The 18,365-nt window shown below is 72.6% G+C and carries 17 protein-coding genes and 3 pseudogenes; 7 read left to right on the top strand and 13 right to left on the bottom strand.

What is annotated here, in order from left to right:
* Positions 1 to 63: 63 nt before the first annotated feature.
* The 5 genes and pseudogenes from ACGFYV_RS03600 to ACGFYV_RS03580 form a co-directional block, all read right to left on the bottom strand.
* Positions 64 to 558 carry an FBP domain-containing protein gene (locus tag ACGFYV_RS03600; RefSeq protein WP_393876666.1) on the bottom strand — a complete coding sequence of 165 codons (495 nt, stop codon included), beginning with the start codon at positions 556 to 558 and terminating at the stop codon, positions 64 to 66.
* A gap of 88 nt (positions 559 to 646) precedes the next feature.
* A pseudogene (locus ACGFYV_RS03595) lies at positions 647 to 787 on the bottom strand (diguanylate cyclase); the annotation flags it as partial.
* 48 nt (positions 788 to 835) lie between these two features.
* Positions 836 to 1,069, bottom strand: a pseudogene (locus ACGFYV_RS03590) (DnaJ C-terminal domain-containing protein); the annotation flags it as partial.
* A 3-nt stretch (positions 1,070 to 1,072) separates the two neighbouring features.
* A pseudogene (locus ACGFYV_RS03585) lies at positions 1,073 to 1,867 on the bottom strand (NACHT domain-containing protein); the annotation flags it as partial.
* Positions 1,864 to 2,304: a hypothetical protein gene (locus ACGFYV_RS03580; protein ID WP_393876665.1), complete on the bottom strand. Its 441-nt coding sequence runs from the start codon at positions 2,302 to 2,304 to the stop codon at positions 1,864 to 1,866. The pseudogene ACGFYV_RS03585 and the gene ACGFYV_RS03580, both read right to left, overlap by 4 nt.
* Before the next feature lie 494 nt (positions 2,305 to 2,798).
* Here ACGFYV_RS03580 and ACGFYV_RS03575 point away from each other — a divergent pair, with 494 nt between their 5' ends.
* Entirely contained in the window at positions 2,799 to 4,094 is a 1,296-nt protein-coding gene (locus ACGFYV_RS03575; protein WP_393876664.1) for an ROK family protein, read from the top strand.
* Between the two features lie 278 nt (positions 4,095 to 4,372).
* On the opposite strand, the gene ACGFYV_RS03570 is transcribed toward ACGFYV_RS03575, so the two are convergent.
* A complete protein-coding gene (locus tag ACGFYV_RS03570; RefSeq protein ID WP_393876663.1) occupies positions 4,373 to 5,419 on the bottom strand; it encodes a PHP domain-containing protein in 1,047 nt (348 codons plus the stop codon).
* Between the two features lie 156 nt (positions 5,420 to 5,575).
* On the opposite strand from ACGFYV_RS03570, the gene ACGFYV_RS03565 reads away from it, so the two are divergent.
* The gene (locus tag ACGFYV_RS03565) at positions 5,576 to 5,821 is read left to right on the top strand and encodes a hypothetical protein (RefSeq protein WP_393876662.1); all 246 of its coding nucleotides are present in this window, start codon (positions 5,576 to 5,578) and stop codon (positions 5,819 to 5,821) included.
* 12 nt (positions 5,822 to 5,833) lie between these two features.
* Here the strand turns inward: ACGFYV_RS03565 and ACGFYV_RS03560 are convergent, their stop codons facing one another.
* The 3 genes from ACGFYV_RS03560 to ACGFYV_RS03550 form a co-directional block, all read right to left on the bottom strand.
* On the bottom strand, positions 5,834 to 7,090 hold the full coding sequence (locus tag ACGFYV_RS03560) for a ricin-type beta-trefoil lectin domain protein (RefSeq protein WP_393876661.1): 1,257 nt from the start codon (positions 7,088 to 7,090) through the stop codon (positions 5,834 to 5,836).
* Between the two features lie 99 nt (positions 7,091 to 7,189).
* On the bottom strand, positions 7,190 to 7,570 hold the full coding sequence (locus ACGFYV_RS03555) for an anti-sigma factor antagonist (RefSeq protein WP_393876660.1): 381 nt from the start codon (positions 7,568 to 7,570) through the stop codon (positions 7,190 to 7,192).
* Between the two features lie 105 nt (positions 7,571 to 7,675).
* Positions 7,676 to 7,822, bottom strand: coding sequence for a zinc-binding dehydrogenase (locus tag ACGFYV_RS03550; RefSeq protein ID WP_393876659.1), 147 nt, complete (start codon positions 7,820 to 7,822; stop codon positions 7,676 to 7,678).
* A 186-nt stretch (positions 7,823 to 8,008) separates the two neighbouring features.
* Here ACGFYV_RS03550 and ACGFYV_RS03545 point away from each other — a divergent pair, with 186 nt between their 5' ends.
* On the top strand, positions 8,009 to 8,848 hold the full coding sequence (locus ACGFYV_RS03545) for a hypothetical protein (protein WP_393876658.1): 840 nt from the start codon (positions 8,009 to 8,011) through the stop codon (positions 8,846 to 8,848).
* A gap of 160 nt (positions 8,849 to 9,008) precedes the next feature.
* Here ACGFYV_RS03545 and ACGFYV_RS03540 read toward each other — a convergent pair whose 3' ends face one another.
* A complete protein-coding gene (locus ACGFYV_RS03540) occupies positions 9,009 to 10,640 on the bottom strand; it encodes an amidohydrolase (protein WP_393876657.1) in 1,632 nt (543 codons plus the stop codon).
* Positions 10,641 to 10,789: 149 nt separating this feature from the next.
* Positions 10,790 to 12,295 carry an APC family permease gene (locus ACGFYV_RS03535; protein WP_393876656.1) on the bottom strand — a complete coding sequence of 502 codons (1,506 nt, stop codon included), beginning with the start codon at positions 12,293 to 12,295 and terminating at the stop codon, positions 10,790 to 10,792.
* A 181-nt stretch (positions 12,296 to 12,476) separates the two neighbouring features.
* Between ACGFYV_RS03535 and ACGFYV_RS03530 the strand changes: the two genes are divergently transcribed.
* The gene (locus tag ACGFYV_RS03530; RefSeq protein WP_393876655.1) at positions 12,477 to 13,250 is read left to right on the top strand and encodes a TetR/AcrR family transcriptional regulator; all 774 of its coding nucleotides are present in this window, start codon (positions 12,477 to 12,479) and stop codon (positions 13,248 to 13,250) included.
* An 81-nt stretch (positions 13,251 to 13,331) separates the two neighbouring features.
* Here the strand turns inward: ACGFYV_RS03530 and ACGFYV_RS03525 are convergent, their stop codons facing one another.
* Positions 13,332 to 13,781 (bottom strand): nitroreductase family deazaflavin-dependent oxidoreductase, encoded by a 450-nt coding sequence (locus ACGFYV_RS03525; protein ID WP_393876654.1) that lies wholly within the window; start codon positions 13,779 to 13,781, stop codon positions 13,332 to 13,334.
* A gap of 520 nt (positions 13,782 to 14,301) precedes the next feature.
* Here ACGFYV_RS03525 and ACGFYV_RS03520 point away from each other — a divergent pair.
* The 3 genes from ACGFYV_RS03520 (at position 14,302) to ACGFYV_RS03510 (ending at position 17,064) form a co-directional block, all read left to right on the top strand.
* Positions 14,302 to 15,531, top strand: coding sequence for a cytochrome P450 (locus ACGFYV_RS03520; RefSeq protein WP_393876653.1), 1,230 nt, complete (start codon positions 14,302 to 14,304; stop codon positions 15,529 to 15,531).
* 12 nt (positions 15,532 to 15,543) lie between these two features.
* Complete coding sequence (locus tag ACGFYV_RS03515) at positions 15,544 to 15,738, top strand: ferredoxin (protein ID WP_393876652.1); 195 nt, start codon at positions 15,544 to 15,546, stop codon at positions 15,736 to 15,738.
* Between the two features lie 792 nt (positions 15,739 to 16,530).
* Positions 16,531 to 17,064 (top strand): flavoprotein, encoded by a 534-nt coding sequence (locus tag ACGFYV_RS03510; protein ID WP_393876651.1) that lies wholly within the window; start codon positions 16,531 to 16,533, stop codon positions 17,062 to 17,064.
* Positions 17,065 to 17,302: 238 nt separating this feature from the next.
* Here the strand turns inward: ACGFYV_RS03510 and ACGFYV_RS03505 are convergent, their stop codons facing one another.
* The gene (locus ACGFYV_RS03505; RefSeq protein WP_393876741.1) at positions 17,303 to 18,142 is read right to left on the bottom strand and encodes an endo alpha-1,4 polygalactosaminidase; all 840 of its coding nucleotides are present in this window, start codon (positions 18,140 to 18,142) and stop codon (positions 17,303 to 17,305) included.
* Positions 18,143 to 18,365 lie beyond the last annotated feature (223 nt).

The raw sequence follows: 18,365 nt of genomic DNA, 5'->3' as shown, positions 1-18,365 counted from the left end.
GCCTGTTCCCGTTCCTCCGACGCACCGAACGCCGCAGATGGTGGACCTGAACGGCTCAGGGTGTCAGACGTACAGCCTGTCGAGGAAGGCGGACAGGTTGGCCGCCGCGCGCGCGACCTGCTCCTCGACGGTCAGGCTCTCCTCGAACCGGGTGCCGGACTGCGGCACCTTCTTCCCGCGGATGTACAGGGAACATGCCAGGTCCGTGCACATGTACACGCCCACCGAGTTACCCTCGCGGCCCGCCACGCCCGCCTTTCGCGCCGTCATCAGGGACACCCCGCCGCCCCGGTGTGTCGTCAGACACACCGAGCACATGCTGCGGTGCAGGAAGCCGCGCCGTGAGGACGGGAAGCGCAGGGCCACACCGACGTTCCGGTCGTCCCGCTCGGTGACCAGAAAGCTGCGGTCCGGCGCCCCGGGATCCCGCCACCCGAGGAAGTCGAGGTCGTCCCACGGGCGTTCACCGAGATCACGTGGAACCGCCAGCCGCTTGGCCTCCCCCTTGGAGCAGTTGACGAAGGAGTCGCGGATGTCCTGCTCGGTGATCGGTCGCATGGGGAGTCCTCTCGGATGCCGCACCTAGGGATCCTAGGTGCCCAGGCGTCTTAGCTACCTAGGGGTCCTAGGTTTTCAGGCATCTTATTTAGGTGGCGGAGGACGGGCCAATGGATTTCCGGGGGATGCCCAGGGAGTAGGCGCGGGAGACCAGTTGGGTGCGGTTGGTGGCCGACCAGCGGGCGGAGAGGCGGCGCAGGTGGTAGGTGACGCGGTCGCGGGTGAGCCCAGATGGGGCTCACGCTGAGCGATCTGCGCGGGATCAGGTCTGCTCTCGTTCACGGACCTCCATGTACAGGTCCCCCGGGGCTCCTCCGTGGAGGCCGGCACCGCTCTCCCCGACCACCCGGATGCGGATGCCGTCCCGAACCCCGGCCGGGATTCTGACGGACAGGGTGCGCCGGGCGCGCACCCTCCCCTGGCCGGCGCACGCGCCGCGCCGGTGCCCCTGGAGTTCGTCGAGCACCGGTTTCCATCGTGCCGCGTGCTGCGGAGTGGCGCTGCTGCGCAGGTACTCGACGGCGGTCTCGGCGGACAGGGGGTCGGCCCGTACGACCGCCGCCGAGCGCAGCACGGATGCGGTCCGCACCGTGTCCGAGTACGCACGCGTTCGGCAGGTGAGGATGAGGGGACCACCGGCTGCCAGGGTGTCGTTGAGGCTCTGGAGGGCCACCGGCGCCTGGTCGGGCGGTAGTTCGTCCAGGCCGTCGAGCACGGGCATGATGCGCCTGTCGCGGATGAGGTCCCGTGCCGTCTCGGCCGTCAGGTGCGGGTAGTCGCGGAGCAGGTGGTGCTCCAACCAGGTGTGCAGATGCTCCTCGCCGGGCCGCCACGACGCGATCGGCAGCAGGACGGGAACGGCGTCACCGGCGCCCATCAGCTGCAGCAGCTCGATCACCAGGAGCACGGCCAGTGTCGTCTTGCCCGCTCCGGCCTCACCCAGCACCACCAGCCGACGCTGCCGCAGCGCGAGGAACGCCCGGGCGAATGAACCCAGTTCAGCGCCGCTGCCCTCGGCGCTGCCGCCGGTCAGGTGGGGATGGTCGCCGAATTCCGGCTCCCGCACGGCCCTCCAGGGCACCGGAATCGGCACCGGGTCGAACAAGCCGCGCACACGTGCCTCTTCACGCCACTGCGCCAGCACCGTGCGGGCGAGGTCGCGCGCCGCGGCCTCCACGGGATCGTCGGTGACGAGCTGGAAGTAGTTGTTCTGGACGCTGCCGGCCCCGACGTTGATGGCGGTCGCGCCGTAGAAGGTGTTGCCCGACACCCCGCCCGTCCTGGGGCCGCCGGATGCCGCAGCGGTCATGCTCCGGGCCCGAAGTGGTTGTCCTGCCGGTTGTGGTCGCCGACCTGGATCGCGACAGGCCCGTGGAAGACGTTTCCCTCCACTTGCGTGCTGCTGCTGCCGACGGCGGTGTGCGCCTCCGCCACCAGGGCACGTAATTCGGCGGCAGCCTCCTCACGTGCGGGCTCGTCCAGATCCTCCAGCAGCATCTCGAACCGGCTCCGCCACCCCTCGGCATGCACCAGGCGCACCTGATCCGCCTCGTCCCCTCCTGCCGAGTCCAAGGCGTCCGCGGTCCGGTCCAGCCGATCCAGCTGAGCGTGTTCGCGCTGCCCGTCGCCCCGGCTCAGCAGTCGGGCGACCCGCTGCCGCGCCCCCGCCCACGCGTCCGTGCCCGCAGCCTGCACCACCGCCGTGCCCCCGGCTGCCGCGAGCGCCGTCATGGTCTCCGCCAGCATCCCCCTTCCTCACCGTCGTCCTTGTTTCCTCGACCGTACTGCCGGCAACGGCGCTCCACAGCGCCATTGAACGACAAGGCCGACGGGCCGGCGGCAGCGGTCTCAGGGCCGACGCCCTGTCCGCCGTGGGGGGATGCGTGAGTGAGGGCCAGGTGACGATCAAGCTCACGAGTGGTCTGTTCGCGCCTGGCTATGACCAGCAGCGTGAGGCCGCTGCCGGGGGCCGGTACGTGGAGGACGTGTAGGCGGCGGGCTGAACCCGGGGAACCCGCAGAACCCGCGGAGCCCGCAGAACCCGCGGAGCCCGCAGAACCCGCGGAGCCCGCAGAACCCGCGGAGCCCGCAGAACCCGCAGAACCCGCAGAACCCGCCGACCCGGCCGAGTGGTGCTCCGCCCGCTTAGCTCAGAGCATGAAATAAGGGTTGGTATAAAGTCGTCCCCAGCCTGTCCCGGGAGGTATGTTGCAGGTCGGGCAGGGGGCGAAGGGAGCGACATGGCGGGGCGGAACGGGCGTACGGTACGCGACCTGAGGCGGGGCAACCGGACGGCCGTACTCCAACGGCTTTACTTCGACGGCCCGCTCAGCCGCTTCGAGCTGGGACCGGCCACCGGACTCAGCTCCGGATCGGTCAGCAACGTGGTCGCGGACCTCGTCGCCGACGGACTGGTCGAGGAGGCCGGCAGCGTCGACTCCGACGGCGGTCGCCCCCGCACCCTGTTGCGGGTGTCCCCGCGCAGCGGCCAGATGATCGGCGTCGACGTCGGCGAAACCCGCGTCCGCGTCGAGCTGTTCGACCTGGCCCTCACCGAACTCGCCCGCACCGAACGCCCGTTGACCCCGCAGGGCTACGACGCCGACGTCATCGCCGGTCACATCCGCGACGGCATCGCCGAGATCCTCGCGGTCCAGGAGGCGGCGCCCGAGCGGTTGCTCGGCGTCGGTGTCGGTGTCCCCGGCATCGTCGAGCACACCGCCGACCGGGGGGCGGTCGTGCACGGGCAGACCATCGGCTGGGACGCGGTCCCGCTGGAGCGGCTGCTCCGCTCCACCTCCCAACTCCCGGACAATGTCCCGTACTTCATCGACAACGGCGCCAAGACCCTGGGACAGGCCGAGATGTGGTTCGGCGCCGGGCGCGGCGCCCGCAACGCCGTCGTCGTGCTCTTCGGATCCGGGGTCGGCGCCTGCCTGGTCACCCCGGAGGTGGAGCACGGCCGGGCCGTCGAGTGGGGCCATCTGACCGTACGGGTGCGGGGGCGGCGCTGCCGCTGCGGCGCACCGGGCTGCCTGGAGGCCTACGCGGGTGCCGAGTCCCTGCTGGAGCGCTGGCAGGAGGGGGGCGGCCGGCCGCCCGAGGGCACCGACGAGGAGACCGCCCTCACCGCGATGCTCGCCGCCGCCTACCCGCCCGAGGGCACCGACCCCGACCCGGTCGCGCTCGCGGTGCTTGAGGAGACCGCCGAGTACCTCGGCGCGGGCCTGTCCGACCTGATCAACCTGTTCCAGCCCGAGCGCATCCTGATCGGCGGCTGGGCCGGCCTCCAGCTCGGCACCCGCTTCCTGCCGGCCGTACGACGCCACGCGGCGACGTACGCCCTGCGCCACCCGGCCGACAAGGTCACCATCGACCTCGGCCGGCTCGGCCCCGACGCGGTCACCGTCGGCGCGGCGATCCTGCCCCTCGCCGACTTCTTCGCCCGCGGCGGCCGTCGCGCCGAGACGGCCGCCGACGACCGGCACCCGGTGTGGCGGACCGCGCTGGCGGACCGGGCGCCGCGCTCACGGTGACCGCGCTCGGGGCGACCGGGCTCACGGCGACCGCGCTCGGGGCGGCATCTCGGGGTGACATGGAGAAGCCCCGACCGTGACGGGGGAATCACGGCCGGGGCGGCCAAGTGGTGGGCGCGCATGGCGGTCGCCTCTCGGCGAACGGCTCCACAGGGCTTCAGCCGAACGATCGTCCCTGTGGGCTCATGGTGAGGCCCGGGGACACTGTCCCATCCGCGCCCACGGTCTGTTCAACGGGCAACCTCGTTGTGGTGTTCCACCGGCTGCCGTGATGTGGGTCACGCCGCACGAGGGCCCGCCCTCGCCGGTACGCGGCCCTCGCGCGTCCAGTCCAGCAGCTCGTCCGCCGACCAGGTGGTGACCACCCGCCCGGCGGGCACCCCGCACTCCTCGGCGCGGGCGCAGCCGAGGATCTGCCAGTCCAGCTGGCCGGGCGCGTGCGCGTCGGTGTCGACCGAGAACAGCACCCCGGCCCCGACCGCCTCCCGCAGCAGCCGCCGCGGCGGGTCCAGCCGCTCGGGCCGGCTGTTGATCTCCACGGCGGTCCCCGACTCGGCACAGGCGGCGAACACCGCGCCCGCGTCGAACTCCGACTCCGGCCGCCCCCGGCCCGTCACCAGCCGGCCGGTGCAGTGGCCGAGGACGTCCGCGTGCGGATCGCGTACGGCAGCCACCATCCGGCGCGTCATCGAGCGGGCGTCCATCCGCAGCTTGGAGTGCACGGACACCACCACGACGTCGAGCCGCTCCAGCAGCTCGGGCTCCTGGTCCAGCGAGCCGTCCTCCAGGATGTCGCACTCGATGCCGGTGAGCAGCCGGAACGGCGCCCACCGTGTGTTCAGCTCCGCCACCACCGCCAGCTGCTCGCGCAGCCGTTCCGGGCTGAGACCGCGGGCCACGGTCAGCCGGGGGGAGTGGTCGGTCAGCGCCGTCCACGCGTGGCCCAGCCGGGCCGCCGCCCGCCCCATCTCCTCGATCGGGCTGCCGCCGTCCGACCAGTCCGAATGCATGTGGCAGTCGCCGCGCAGCAGGGCCAGCAGCTCGGTGCCGCCCTCGACCGGGAGCGGCCCGCCGGCCTCCTCCTCGACCGTGCGCAGATAGCCGGGGACCTCCCCGGCCAGCGCCTCGCGCACCACCTGCGCGGTCTTGGGCCCGACCCCCTTCAGCGACTCCAGCGTCCCGGCCGCCGCCCGCCGGGCCACCTCCTCCTCGGGCAGCTCCGAGAGCACCCGGGCGGCGGTGCGGAAGGCCCGTACCCGATAGGTGGGCGCGAGCGAGCGCTCCAGCAGGAAGGCGATCCGGTCCAGGGCCGCGACGGGTTCCATGGCCACCTCCAGCTCCCACGGCCCTCCAGGGTTCTCCCCCCGGACCTCCAGGGTTGCCCAGCCCCGCACCCGGCGCACGGCGACGGCCCACCGGGCTCGCCTGTACGGCTCGCGAGGACGAGTCGTCCGCCCGCGTCGCGTTCTACGCTCTATTGCATGACCGAACAATCAGCTCCCCACATCTCGCACCCGCGGATCCTGGTGCTCGGGTTGTGCCCCGGCAAGCCGGGTGAGCCGCCGTTCCGGATCGTGCAGATCGACGGTCAGGTGGTCAGGGAGGCCACCTCCATCACGGACGTGCTGGAGACGGCCGCCCACCACGGGATCACCATCCACGACCTGGACGACCCGGAGGTGGTCCGCTGGGTGGGAGGCGACAAGTTCCGCTGGAAGCTGCACTGACCCGGGGACGGCTCAGCCGACGGTCCACTTCTGGTTGGCGCCGCCGCTGCAGCTCCAGATCTGCAGCCGGGTCCCGTTGGCCGGGTTGTTCCCGGTCACGTCGAGGCACTTGTCCGCCTGCGGATTGACGATGTCGTGCGCCGCCGTGACGGTCCACTTCTGGTTGGTGCCGCCGGAGCAGTCCCACAGCTGGACGGTCGAGCCGTTCGCCGTGCCGCGGTCCGTGATGTCCATGCACTTGCCGAGCGCCCGGATGGTGCCGTCCGAGCCGACCGTCCACTGCTGTGCGGCGGTGCCGTTGCAGTCGTAGAGCTGGACCGGGGTGCCGTTGGCGGGGTTCGCGCCTGCCACGTCCACGCACTTGCCCGCGAGTCCCCGGATGGCGGCACCGGCCGCGGTGTCGCTCGTCGTCACCGACACCGAGTCCACCACCAGCTGCTGCGGGAACTGGGTCGAGCCGTCCGGGTCGCCGGGCCAGTAGCCGCCGACCGCCAGGTTCAGGATGAGGAAGAACGGCTTGTTGAAGACCCAGGTCCTGCCGCCCAGGTCGGCGGGCGTGCGCCGCTGGTAGACGTTGCCGTCCACCGACCAGGTGATCGAGTCGGGCGCCCAGTCGACGGCGAAGGTGTGGAAGGCGTCCGCGAAGGCCTGCCCGCCCGGCAGGGAGTAGCCCGCGCCGATGCCGCCCGAGCCGGAGTAGCCGGGGCCGTGGATGGTGCCGTGCACGGTGGAGGGTTCGAACCCGACGTTCTCCATCACGTCGATCTCACCCGAGTCCGGCCAGTTCACCGGCGTGCCGAGCATCCAGAACGCGGGCCACATGCCCTGCCCGCGCGGGATCTTCATCCGCGCCTCGACATGGCCGTACTGGGCGTTGAACTTCCCGGAGGTGTTCATCCGGGCCGAGGTGTACTGGCAGCTGCCGTACCAGCACTGGTAGCCCGCGGGGTTCTCCTGGCGGGCGGTGATCACCAGGTGGCCCTGGCCGTCCAAGGCCGCGTTGTGGGTGCCGGAGGTGTAGTACTGCCGCTCGTGGTTGTTGACGTTGTCGCCGGTCTCCATGCTCCACTTCGAGGAGTCGACCCCGGCGCCCGCGGGTCCGTCGAAGGTGTCGGAGAACGTCGTCACGGCCGCGGCGGCCGACGCGGCAACCGGTGCGGCAGCCGGCGTGGGGGTCTGCGCCCGGACCGGGCCGGCGGCGAACGAGCCGACCAGCGAGGCCGACAGGGCGGCGAAGAGGCAGGTGCGGAGCAGGCGTGGGGAGGCCATGACACTCCGTTCGCGTGGGGGTGTGATGCCTCTTGATTTAAGAAGTGAGATAAGAAGGCGTCAATACTTTGGTACGGACCTGTGGTTGACGGGTCGTCGTCACAGCGAGCCGGACGCGGCCTCGGACTGTTCCAGGGCCGCGTCCAGCGTCGGGTGGGGCGGCAGCAGTCTGGTCAGTCCGGTGACCCGGAAGACGCGAAGGGTCAGCGGATGGGTGCACACGAGCGCCAGCTGTCCGCCGCGCTCCAGCACCCGGCTGCGGGTGCGGTAGACCAGCCGCAGGCCCGAGCAGTCGAAGAACTCGACAGCTCCCAGGTCCAGCACCAGGCGGATGCCCGGCCGGGCGGACACGGCGTCGAGGAGCGGTGCGATCTCGGCCGCCGCCGCGATGTCGATCTCGCCCCGGAACTCCACCACGGTGTGCCCGCGGTCCTCGTGCACGCGCAGATGCCGGGTGACCGGTGTGGGTTCCTGTCGCACCACAGCAGCCCCTCCCACACGCGCCCGGAAATCGCTTCCTGGACAGTCAACTTACCCTCGATGGAAGGAATTTGAGCATGTTCGATTGACATATGTCTTCGAGTTTCAGTGCATGACCAGCACCAGCTTGCCCGTCGTCCGCCCGGTGTCTCCCGGCTCGTGCGCCTTCGCGGCCTTCGCGAGCGGGAAGGTCCCCGCGATCGTCGCGCGCAGCCTGCCGGACACCTCGTCGCCGGCCCGGAAGGCGGCCACGCCGGTCCCCGTCGCCGCGACCTCGCCGGACTCGTCCCGCCTCGAACGTTTCGGCCCGCCCCGGCGTCGTAGGGCCGGACGGATCAAGGAAGAACACCGAGGGTGACCGGAAACATCGGGAGTCACGGGGGACGCCGGGACGCCGGGGGACCGGGACGCCGGGGACGCCGGGGAACAGGGGCGGGGATGCGCGGAGGACTGGTGGCCGTGGCCGTACTGGCGGCCGTGACGGCGGTGGGGTGCGACGAGGGCACCGGCGTGCGGGTGGTGGTCGAGGGCACGCCGCCGGCCAGCCCGTACGGCGGCCCCCTGTACGTGCCCACCACGGACGTGGACGGGCAGAGCCCCCGTGCCCTGCTGCGGTCCTCCGGAGCGGCGGGCCGGGCGCTGGAGTGCGACGGGGAGATCTTCGAGGGGGCGGGGCCCGACGGCTGGGCCGAGGGAGACGGCGGCGGCACACCGGAGGAAGGGCTGAAGGTGTACTTCGACATGTTCCAGCCCGTCCAGCCCGACCACGGCTACCGGGCGGAGCGCCGGGAGAAGGACCGGGTGCTGTACTCCTTCGACGTCCACGGCCGTACCAAGGTGGCCGTCGTCGTGGCCAAGGACCAGAAGGACCGCCCCGGTTGGGGCCCGGAGACCAGCGCCGCCTGCGACCCCGCCGAACTCCCCGCCCGGATCGCGGCCGACCAGGGCTGGGAGATCTGGACGGACGGCGACGGCGAGCGGGTACCGGTGCGCCGGCTCAGCAGTTCCTCCGGCCCCGAACACTGCGACTGGGACTCCGCGTACTTCCTCGACCTGGACGGCCGCACGTACGTCCGCGACCCCGAGGGCGTCCTCGACGGCCTCCTGGAGGCGCCGTACCGCGAGGACGTCCCCATGCCGGCGGACGCCCACGACACCGGGTACCACTACCAGGGCCGGCACCTGTGGCTGACCGGGGACCGGGCGACGGCCTACGTCCGCACGACCGACGGCGTGGAGGCCTGGCCGCGGGCCAGGCAGCAGGTCGGCTGCATGTGACCCGCGGGCGCGGGGCCCGAGGTCGGAAGCGTCACCCGAGAGCGGGCGCGTCACCCGAGAGCGGGCGTACCACCCGAGAACGGGCGCGTGACCGGAGGACGGCCGCGGGGCCGGAATCGCGCGTCGGCGACGACCGGCCCGGCCCCCCCGGCCTTCCGGCTCACTCGCCGTCCGCCGCGTACACCCGCTCACCCCCCACATAGGTGAGGGCCACCCGCGTCCGGGCGATCGCCTCCACCGGCCCGGCGAACGGGTCGCGGTCCAGCACCACCAGATCGGCGAGCGCCCCGGCGGCCACCCGCCCTGTGTCGTCCAGATGGTTCACGTACGCCGACCCGGCCGTGTACGCCGTCAGCGCCTGCGCCAGGCTCAGCCGCTCGTCCGGCAGGAACACCGGCTCGGCGCCGCCCGGTTCGACGCGGTTGACCGCGACATGGATGCCCTGGAGCGGATCGGGGCTGCTCACCGGCCAGTCGCTGCCGGCCGCGAGCCGCGCCCCCGAGCGCAGCAGCGCCGCGAACGGGTACTGCCACCCGGCCCGTTCCTTCCCGAGGAAGGGGATCGTCAGCTCGTCCATCTGCGGCTCGTGCGCGGCCCACAGCGGCTGGATGTTTGCGGTGGCACCGAGCCGGGCGAACCGCGGCACGTCGTCCGGGTGCACCACCTGGAGGTGGGCCAGATGCGGCCGGGTGTCGCTCGGCCCGTTGGCGGCGCGGGCCGCCTCGACGGCGTCCAGCGCGTCGCGTACGGCCCGGTCGCCGAGCGCGTGGAAGTGACACTGGAAGCCGAGCGCGTCCAACTCGGTGACGTACTGGGGCAGTCGGGCCGGGTCGATGAAGCTCTTGCCGCGGTTGGCGGTGGCGCAGCCGCACCGGTCCAGATAGGGGTCGAGCAGCGCGGCCGTGCCGTTCTCGGCGACCCCGTCCAGCATCAGCTTCACCGTGTCCGCGCGGAACCGGCCGTGGCCGAACGCGGCCCGCTTCTCCACCAGTTCGGGGATCTGCTCGGCCCCGCGCTCCCGGTCCCACCACAGCGCGCCGGCCACGCGCGCGGTCAGCGAGCCGTCCCGGGCCGCGGTGAGATACGCCTGCGCCGGGTCGTCCATGCCGAGGAAGTCACCGACCAGCGCGTCCTGCCAGGCGGTGATGCCGAGCGCGTGCAGATGCCGCTGGGCGTGCAGCAGCGCGGCCAGCCGGTCGGCCGCGGTGGCGGCCGGCGTCAGCCGGCCCACCAGCTGCATCGCGCCCTCCTGCAGCGTGCCGCTTGGCGCGCCCGAGGCGTCCCGCTCGATCCGCCCGTCGGCAGGGTCGGGGGTGTCCCGGTCGATGCCGGCCAGTTCGAGGGCGCGGCTGTTCACCCAGGCGCCGTGGTGGTCCCGGTTCGGCAGGTACACCGGCCGGTCCGGTACGACCGCGTCCAGCAGCTCCCTGGTCGGCGTACCGCCCTCGAACGCCTCCATCGACCAGCCGCCGCCGAGGATCCACTCCCGCCCGGGATGCGCCTCGGCGTACGCGCGGACGGCGGCCACGCTCTCCTCGGCGGTCGTCGTCCCGGTCAGGTCGCACTGGGTCATCTCCAGGCCGGCCGGCACCGGATGCACGTGCGCGTCCTGGAAGCCCGGCAGCAGCAGCCGCCCGGCGAGGTCGACCACCTCCGTGCGCGGCCCGGCGAGCGCGCGCAGTTCGTCGTGTCCGACGGCGGTGACACGGCCCCCGGTGACGGCCACGGCGGTGGCCGTCACCCCCTCGGGAGTGAGGACGGGGCCGCCGGTGAAGAGCAGATCAGCGTGCATGATGCCTTTCCTGGAAGGACGTTCGGTGGACGGTCGGGTGGACAGCCGGGTCGACGGTCGGATGGACAGCCGCGTGGACGGTCGGGTGGACGGCCGCGTGGACGGTCGGGTGGACGGCCGCGGGGATGGTCGTGGGGCCGGCCGGCGGGTCAGTCGACGGCGGACAGGAGCTGCGGGGAGTCGGCGTCGGTGCCTTCACCGGTGCGGAAGTACGGCGATCGGCGCACCCACTTCGCCCACGCGGCCACGACGAACCCGGACACGATCATCACCAGCGGCATGAGCAGCAGGAACCGTCCGTTGTCCGCGCTGACCTCGACGTGGTCGACGGAGGTGTAGAAGGACCACGCCAGATAGCCGCCGAGGCCCAGCAGGCAGAGCGCGCTCAGCGCGGGCAGGACCACCGCCCGCACCCCCTGCCGCCAGTCCTCGCGCAGCAGGGACCGGAAGCGGGCGGCGGCGGCGAGCGCGGTGAGCGCGTACGACAGCGCGACCACGATGCCGACCGCGTTCACCGTCGCCATGATCATGTCGGCGAGGCGCGGGATCACCAGCGCGAGCACCGCCACGGCCGTGGCCAGCGCCCCGATCAGCAGGGTCCCGGCGGCCGGAGTCCCGTACCGGGAACTGACCTTGGACCACACCGGCCCGAGGGTACGGTCCCGGCTCATCGCGAACATCCCCCGTGCCGCCGGGATGACCCCGGCCTGGAGCGAGGCCACCGCCGAGAACATCAGCGCCACCAGAGGCAGCGCGGCCAGCGGCTGCGCGGCCAGCCGGTCCCCGAAGTACGCCAGCCCCTGCGCCCCGTGCCCGGCCAACTCGCCCTCCGAAAGCACCCGTTGGAAGGCGATCGAGCCGAGCAGGAACAGTCCGAGCATCGTCACCAGGGTGATCGTCCCGGCCCGGGAGGCGTCCCGGGGGTCGCGCACCTCCTCGTTGACGGTGAACGCGGCCTCGAAGCCCCAGTAGCAGAACACCGACAGCAGCAGACCCTGTGCGAGCGCGCTCGCCGAGGGGATCGCGAACGGGTCGAACCAGGAGAGCCGGAAGGGGTGCGGGCCGGCCGCGATGCCGTAGCCGCAAAAGCCCAGCAGGACCACGTACTCGAAGACCAGCAGCCAGGTCTGCAGCCGGGCCGCGGTCCGCACGCCGGTCACGGCCGTGACGGTGACCGCGGCCAGCACGACGACACCGACCGTCGTGGTCTGCGCGGTCGAGTCCGGATCCAGGCCGAGCGAGCCGATCCGGTGCAGGCCCGCGTCCCCGGCCAGTTGCAGCAGCGCCGAGCCGGTCACCGCCGTGGTGTACGCGAGGAACGCGATGCTCGCCACGAAGTTGACCCAGCCGACCATGAAACCGAGCCAAGGACTGAGTGAACGGCCCACCCACACATAGCCGTTGCCCGCGTTCGGCTCCACCCGGTTCAGCCGGGAGAAGGCCCCGGCGATCCCGAGGATCGGCACGAACGCCAGCAGCATGATGGCCGGCAGATGGAGGCCGACCACGCCGGCCGTCACCCCGAGCCCGATGCCGATGCTCGTGGTCGCGGCCGTGCTGGACGCGGCCACGGCGACGGTGTCCAGCACACTCAGGGACTTGCGCAGCTCGGGCCGCGCGGGTGGTGGATCCACACCGAAGGGTGTCTCGCTCATGACCGGGCTCTCCGCTCGCAGCGCGGGGCCTGGCCGGCCCCGGTGACCGCAGATGAAACCGCCCGTGAGCTTCACAGGTCAACGGTGTTGTCATAAGGTGCCGGGCACACCCCCGGACAGACCCGGGGCACACCCCGGCACACCCCGGACACAGCCGGGGCACACCTCAGGGAGGGGTCCGATGAGCGAGCGCGTTGTGCCGGCCACCGAACGGCGGCGCCGGCGCCCCACCAAACAGGGCGTCGTCCTGTCCGCGGAGCTGATCGTCGAGACCGCGCTCCGGCTGATCGAGGAGCACGGCGCCGACGCCCTGTCCGTGCGCCGGCTCGGCCGCGCCCTCGGCGCCGACCCCAGCTCCCTGTACCGGTACTTCCGGCACACCGACGACCTGATGCTCGCCATCGCGGACGAGTTGATCGGCCACAGCCTGCGCGTCTGGCGGCCCACCGGCGACTGGCGGGCCGACCTGCGTGACCTGGGCCTGCGCATGCACTCGAGTGCGCTCGCGCATCCCCGGGCCGCCGTGCTCAGCGCCCACCGGGTAACCGGCCGGGCGCACGAGATCAAGGCGATCGAGAGCATCCTCGGCGTGCTCCGCGGGGCCGGCTTCCCGGAACGGGAGGCGGTGCGAATCTACCACGCCTTCGTCGACCAGGCCCTCGCCTTCGCCGCCCTCGACTCCGCGGGCACCGCGATGCCCCGGGCCGCCCGCGAGGCCGAGGCCGACGTCTGGCGGGACACGTACGCCCGGCTGCCCGCCGACACCCACCCCCACATCGCGGCCTGCTCCCGCCAGCTCGTGGTCACCATGCGCCACAGCTCCTACCCGGCAGCGCTGGACCTGCTGCTGACCGCCGCACAGGCCCGACTGGACCGGATCCACGTGCGGGAAAGCGGCCCCGCCGCGACGGAGGAAAGCGGCCCCGCCGCGACGGGGGAACGCGGCGGGGCCTGACGCACGGGTGCCCGCCCCGGAAGCGGTTCATGTGCGCCCGCGGCGCGGATTTCTCCCGATCGAACCGCTTCCGGGCCCGCATCAGCTCTCGTCGAGCGGCTCCAGGACGAACACCGGGATCTGCCGGTCGGTCTTCTTCTGGTACTCCGCGTACGGCGGGAACGCGGCCACGGCCCGCTCCCACCACTCGGCCTTCTCCGCGCCGGTGACCTCACGGGCCCGCATGTCCCGCTTGACCGGGCCGTCCTGCAGTTCGACGTGCGGATCGGCCGTGACGTTGAAGTACCAGACGGGATGCTTGGGCGCCCCGCCCTGGGAGGCGACCACCGCGTACCTGCCGTCGTGCTCCACCCGCATCAGCGGGGTCTTGCGGATCTTCCCGCTGCGGGCACCCAGCGTGGTCAGCAGGATCACCGGCAGGCCGGTGTCCAGCAGCGTCGTGCCCTTCGTCCCGCCCGAACTCTCGTACAGCTCGACCTGATCACGTACCCACTCGGCCGTGCTGGGCTCGTACTCGCCCTCAAGAGGCATCGGATCCGTACCCTTCGTCGGTCCTAACGGCTGATTCCTGCGGCCAGCTTCAACGCCCGCGGCCCCCGGTTTCATCCGGAACCGGGGCCGCTTGCGCCAGGCGGGTGATGACCTCACCCGCGTCTTCGGCCCGTACGGGTCGCCGGGGCGGTACGGGCCGAGACTGCTACGGACCGAGACTGTAGGGCCCGAGACTGTAGGGCCCGAGACTGCAGGGCCCGAGGCTGTACGAGCCGGGACTGTACGGACCGAGCGATAATGAAAAGGCCGGGACACGTCTCCCCAGCGACTGGAACCAGCCGCTCCGTTCGTGCCCGGTGGCGCGGCGCCCCGCTGGTCAGGAGCGCCTTCCCGCTCACCGGGCGAGCGGGAACCCGGCGCATGGCAACCCCCCACCACCCCGTGCTCCGGACAGATTCCCCGGATCACCGATCTGGCCGAACTTGTTGTCGTCCATTAGGTGCCCGAGGCATCTAATGGTGATCGGTGCGACGCACTTCTTCGTCTGAGAGGTCTTTCCATGACGGATCTGACGGACATCACCGGCCCGGCGACCCCGGCCGCCCCGGTCGCCTTCCCCCAGGACCGCACCTGCCCCTACCACCCGCCCACCGGCTACGAACCCCTGCGCGAGGGCCCGGCCCTCTCCCGCGTCACCCTCTTCGACGGCCGGAAGGTCTGGATCGTCACCCGGCACTCCACCGCCCGCGCGCTGCTCGCCGACCCCCGCCTGTCCACCGACCGCCGCCGCCCCGACTTCCCGGTGCCCACCGCCCGTTTCGCGGCGGTCCGTGACCGCCGGGTGGCCCTGCTCGGCGTCGACGACCCCGAGCACCAGACACAGCGCCGGATGATGATCCCGTCGTTCACCGTGAAGAGCGCGACACGGCTGCGGCCCTGGATCCAGGAGATCGTCGACGGTCTGCTCGACGCGATGATCGCGCAGGGCCCGCCCGCCGAGCTGGTCTCCGCTTTCGCGCTGCCCGTGCCGTCCATGGTGATCTGCGGCCTGCTCGGGGTTCCGTACGCCGACCACGAGTTCTTCGAGGCGCAGTCCCGCAGGCTGCTGCGCGGCCCCACGGCCGCCGACACGCAGGCCGCCCGCAGCCGGCTGGAGACCTACCTCGGCGACCTCATCGACCGCAAGGCCGAACAGCCGGAGCCCGGCGACGGCATCATCGACGACCTGATCCACCACCAGTTGCGCGAGGGCGCCCTGGACCGCGCGGAACTCGTCTCCCTGGCCGTCATCCTGCTGGTGGCGGGACACGAGACGACCGCCAACATGATCTCCCTCGGCACCTACACCCTGCTCCAGCACCCCGACCGGCTGGCCGAGCTGCGCGCGGATCCCGCACTGCTGCCCGACGCCGTCGAGGAACTGATGCGCATGCTCTCCATCGCCGACGGGCTGCTGCGCGTGGCCCTGGAGGACATCGAGGTCGAGGGCACCACGATCCGGGCCGGCGAGGGCGTGCTCTTCGCGACCTCGGTGATCAACCGCGACGCGTCCGTGTACGAGGAACCCGACTCCCTGGACTGGCACCGCCCGAACCGCCACCACGTGGCCTTCGGCTTCGGCATCCACCAGTGCCTGGGGCAGAACCTCGCCCGCGCGGAGCTGGAGATCGCCCTCGGCGCGCTGTTCACCCGGCTGCCCGGACTCCGATTGGCCGCCCCGGCCCAGGAAATCCCGTTCAAACCCGGCGACACGATCCAGGGGATGCTGGAACTCCCCGTGACCTGGTAAGAGGCTCTGGTCATGCACATCGAGATCGACAAGGACCGCTGCATCGGCGCGGGGCAGTGCGCGCTCGCCGCACCTGGTGTCTTCACGCAGGACGACGACGGCTTCAGCATGGTGATCCCGGGCCGCGAGGACGGCACGGGCGACCCGATGACCCGCGAGGCCGCCCGCGCGTGCCCGGTCAGCGCGATTCGCCTCCGCGAAGACTGACTCCCCTCGGCATCGGCATCGGTGTCGGCGTCGGCATCGGCGTCGGTGTCGGGGCTCGGGATCCGCCCTGGGCCCGGCACCGGCCCGGTGGCTGCCACGGGCGGCTGACGTCTGACGTCTGGCGGCCGGCGTCTGGTGTCGGGTTCGGCGGCTGCCCCGGGTCGCTGGTGTCCGGCCTCCGCGTCGGCCTGCGGCCCCGCCACCGGTGTCCGGTCCCTGCACCGGTGTCCGATCCGGCGTCGGCGCCTGGCGCGGCACCGGCGCGGTGGCTGCCTCCGGCTGCCGGCGTCCGGTCTCGGGCTTGGTGGCTGCCTCTGGTCGCTGGTGTCCGGCCTGTGCGGAGTCTGCTCTCGGCGCGGGCGTCTGCCCTTGGCACGGCCTCTGGCTTTGGTGTGGGCGTCTGCCGTCGGCGTCGGAGTCCGGCCTCGGCGTGGGTAAGTGCCCTCGGCAACGGCGTCTGCTCCTGGCGTCGGCGTGGCGTCTGCGGTCGGCGTCGGGCGTCGGCGTGGCGTCCGCCGTCGGCGTCGGGCCTCGGCGACTGACCACGGCATCGGTATCTGCCCTTGGCGTCGGCGGTTGCCTTCGGCATCAGCGTTGCCGTCCGGCCTTGGCCTTGGCGCCCTCGGGACCGGTGGCTGCCCCCGCTCCCGGGTCCGGCCGCCGCACCGACGCCCCCCGCACCGACGGCAGGCTCCGGCATCGACACCCCGCCCCGGACCTCGCGTTCGCCCCTGGGGCGACCGTTGCATCCCGCCACCGGCCGGAGGCACGGGGTGTCGGTAGGGTGCCCGGATGGGTGAGCGTCGGGGGAAGCCGTTTCTGTACGTCGTCGTCTGTGCGGCTGGGATCGCCGAGGGGGTCGGCGATCTGATCACGGCCGCGCAGAGGCGGGACTGGGATGTCGGTGTCATCGCGACCCCGGTGGCCATGGGTGGCTTCTTCGACGCCGTGGCCGCCGAGGCGCAGACCGGCCGGGCCGTCCGGTCGGCCTGGCGCACGCCGAGCGACCCGCGCCCGTTCCCGCCGCCGGACGCGGTCGTCGTGGCGCCCGCCACCTTCAACACCGTGAACAAGTGGGCGGCCGGATCGGCCGACACCCTCGCCCTCGGCACACTGTGCGAGGCACCCGGGCTGGGCGTGCCGGTCGCTGTGCTGCCCTGTGTGGCCGACGCGTTGGCCGCCCACCCCGCCTACCGGGACAGCCTGATCCGGCTGCGCGGCATGGGCGTGCGCTTCGGCGAGCCGTACTCGGGGCGGCCCGGGGCGGACGGCGAGCGGCCGGACTTCGGCTGGGAGCGGGCGCTCGACCTGCTGGAGCGGCCGTAGGGGGTGTCGTTTGGATCATTCCGGCGTCGCGGGCCCTGGCACGCACATCTGCGGCGTTGTCGTTGATCGCCGACTCCCCCACGCTCGGCTCCGCTCGCGCGGGGGGACCCCCATCGCGTCGACTCCCTCCTCCGCCTTGCATCTGCACGCACCAGACCCCGCTCGGGTCGGCCGGTCCGCACCGTCGGTCCCGGCCGGCCTGATCCAAACGACACCCCCTAGCGGCGGGCCGGTCCGCTCAGTGGTCCTCGCGGACGTAGTCCGGGCTGTCGGGCGTGGAGACGTCCCTGTCCCGGCGGACGATGCTCAGCCGGGCGCCCCAGCGGTCCAGCGCCCTGCGCAGTCCGCTGTCGGTGTACTCGACGTCCACCACCCGGTCGTCGAAGGCCTGCGCGTACACCCCGCACTCGTCGTACTGCCCGCACTCCTCCGCCACCGCGAAGTCCAGTCCGTCGCGCGCCCGCTGCCCGGCCAGTTCGGCGGTGTTCTTCTGTCCGACGGCCAGGTGCCGGGCGTGCGCGTGCCGGGTGAGCAGCCGCATGAACGCGCTCGCGTCGGCGGCCGTGAGCAGACGGCGGGAGCGGGTGTAGCTGTCGTAGTTGTCGGGCTCGACGGCGTCGAAGCCCTTGTCCGCGCACGTGTCGATCCAGCCGTTCACGCGCCGGGCCACCCGCTCGCGCCTGGCCGGGGTGCGCAGGTCCAGCAGGGCCTCGTCCCAGTCCTCGTCGACGACGACCGCGCCGTGCGCGTCGCGCAGCAGCAGGTCGGCCGGCCAGGAGGAGAGTTCCTGCGGCTGGGCCTGGAAGGCGTTGACGTAGCAGATGTTGTAGAGGCCGGGAGCGGGGGAGTCGGCGCGGTCCCGGCTGACGATCCGGACCCCGGCGGGCGGGGGGTAGGCGCCGCCGATCTGGTAGTCGAACCCGGCGTGCCGCGGGGGCAGACGCACCGCGGCCGGCCGCGGTGACGTGGACCCGGCGCTGTCGCCGGACCCGCAGCCGGCGAGCGCCGCCGCCGCGAGAACGAGGGCGGACAGGGCAGACAGGGCAGACAGGGCGGACAGGGCGGACAGGGCGGACAGGGCGGACAGGGCGGAGCCGATGGTCGTCCGGGGACCTCCGATGCGGGAAACACCCCGGTGCGGCACGTCCGCTCCATCGATCGCGGGTACGGCCCCGCCTCGGACCGGCACGGGGCCGTCCTGGCGACTGGGGCCGGGCTGGGACGCGGTCGTGACGGTCCGTCACCGGCTGGGCGCACCTCTGCGTGCCCTGCCGCACGGCATGACACGGTGGGCATCCAAC

The sequence above is a fragment of the Streptomyces sp. NPDC048297 genome, assembly GCF_043201585.1.
In the GTDB taxonomy this organism is placed as follows: Bacteria; Actinomycetota; Actinomycetes; order Streptomycetales; family Streptomycetaceae; genus Streptomyces.
This window is presented reverse-complemented; position numbering and strand designations above follow the sequence as displayed.

Excerpts from the sequence above, each read along its gene's own strand:
- ACGFYV_RS03600 (WP_393876666.1), bottom strand. The coding sequence starts at position 558 with ATGCGACCGATCACCGAGCAGGACATCCGCGACTCCTTCGTCAACTGC.
- ACGFYV_RS03580 (WP_393876665.1), bottom strand. The coding sequence starts at position 2,304 with ATGCTGGCGGAGACCATGACGGCGCTCGCGGCAGCCGGGGGCACGGCG.
- ACGFYV_RS03575 (WP_393876664.1), top strand. The coding sequence starts at position 2,799 with ATGGCGGGGCGGAACGGGCGTACGGTACGCGACCTGAGGCGGGGCAAC.
- ACGFYV_RS03570 (WP_393876663.1), bottom strand. The coding sequence starts at position 5,419 with ATGGAACCCGTCGCGGCCCTGGACCGGATCGCCTTCCTGCTGGAGCGC.
- ACGFYV_RS03565 (WP_393876662.1), top strand. The coding sequence starts at position 5,576 with ATGACCGAACAATCAGCTCCCCACATCTCGCACCCGCGGATCCTGGTG.
- ACGFYV_RS03560 (WP_393876661.1), bottom strand. The coding sequence starts at position 7,090 with ATGGCCTCCCCACGCCTGCTCCGCACCTGCCTCTTCGCCGCCCTGTCG.
- ACGFYV_RS03545 (WP_393876658.1), top strand. The coding sequence starts at position 8,009 with ATGCGCGGAGGACTGGTGGCCGTGGCCGTACTGGCGGCCGTGACGGCG.
- ACGFYV_RS03540 (WP_393876657.1), bottom strand. The coding sequence starts at position 10,640 with ATGCACGCTGATCTGCTCTTCACCGGCGGCCCCGTCCTCACTCCCGAG.
- ACGFYV_RS03535 (WP_393876656.1), bottom strand. The coding sequence starts at position 12,295 with ATGAGCGAGACACCCTTCGGTGTGGATCCACCACCCGCGCGGCCCGAG.
- ACGFYV_RS03530 (WP_393876655.1), top strand. The coding sequence starts at position 12,477 with ATGAGCGAGCGCGTTGTGCCGGCCACCGAACGGCGGCGCCGGCGCCCC.
- ACGFYV_RS03525 (WP_393876654.1), bottom strand. The coding sequence starts at position 13,781 with ATGCCTCTTGAGGGCGAGTACGAGCCCAGCACGGCCGAGTGGGTACGT.
- ACGFYV_RS03520 (WP_393876653.1), top strand. The coding sequence starts at position 14,302 with ATGACGGATCTGACGGACATCACCGGCCCGGCGACCCCGGCCGCCCCG.
- ACGFYV_RS03515 (WP_393876652.1), top strand. The coding sequence starts at position 15,544 with ATGCACATCGAGATCGACAAGGACCGCTGCATCGGCGCGGGGCAGTGC.
- ACGFYV_RS03510 (WP_393876651.1), top strand. The coding sequence starts at position 16,531 with ATGGGTGAGCGTCGGGGGAAGCCGTTTCTGTACGTCGTCGTCTGTGCG.